General features: G+C 69.8%; 1 pseudogene. It reads left to right on the forward strand.

Annotation, left to right across the window (positions count from 1 at the left end):
* Positions 1-520, forward strand: a pseudogene (locus EN964_RS38035) (hypothetical protein); the annotation flags it as partial.

Genomic DNA, 520 nt, shown 5'->3' on the forward strand with positions numbered 1-520 from the left:
CTCGCACAGTCTGTGGGTGGCGGCGGCGGCAATGGCGGTGGCGCCTTTGCGCTTGGCGGCATCGTGTCTGTTTCGGTGGGCGGCAGCGGCAGCGCGGCCGGCAACGGAGACGAGGTCACCTATAACATCGCAAACGCCAAGGTCACGACGCGCGGCACCGATTCCATCGGCATCCTCGCCCAGTCGGTGGGCGGCGGCGGCGGCAATGGCGGCTTCGCTCTCGGTGGCGCGGGTCTCGTGGCTGTCGGCGTCGGCGGCTCGGCTGGTTCAGGCGGCTTCGCCAGGAAAGTCGACGTCACCACCGGCGGCTCGGTCGAAACCCTGCAGGACCGGTCGGCAGGCATCGTCGTCCAATCGCTTGGCGGCGGCGGCGGCAATGGCGGCTTTGTCGTGGAAGGCGCCCTCTTCGGAGCGAGCGTTGGAATCGGCGGCAAGGGCAGCGGCGGCGGCGATGGCGGCGACGTGTTCTTCCGCACCGCCAATGGCGGCCAGCAATCGATCATCACGCGCGGCACCGACT

The organism is Mesorhizobium sp. M7A.F.Ca.CA.001.10.2.1, from assembly GCF_003998575.1.
Lineage (GTDB): Bacteria > Pseudomonadota > Alphaproteobacteria > Rhizobiales > Rhizobiaceae > Mesorhizobium.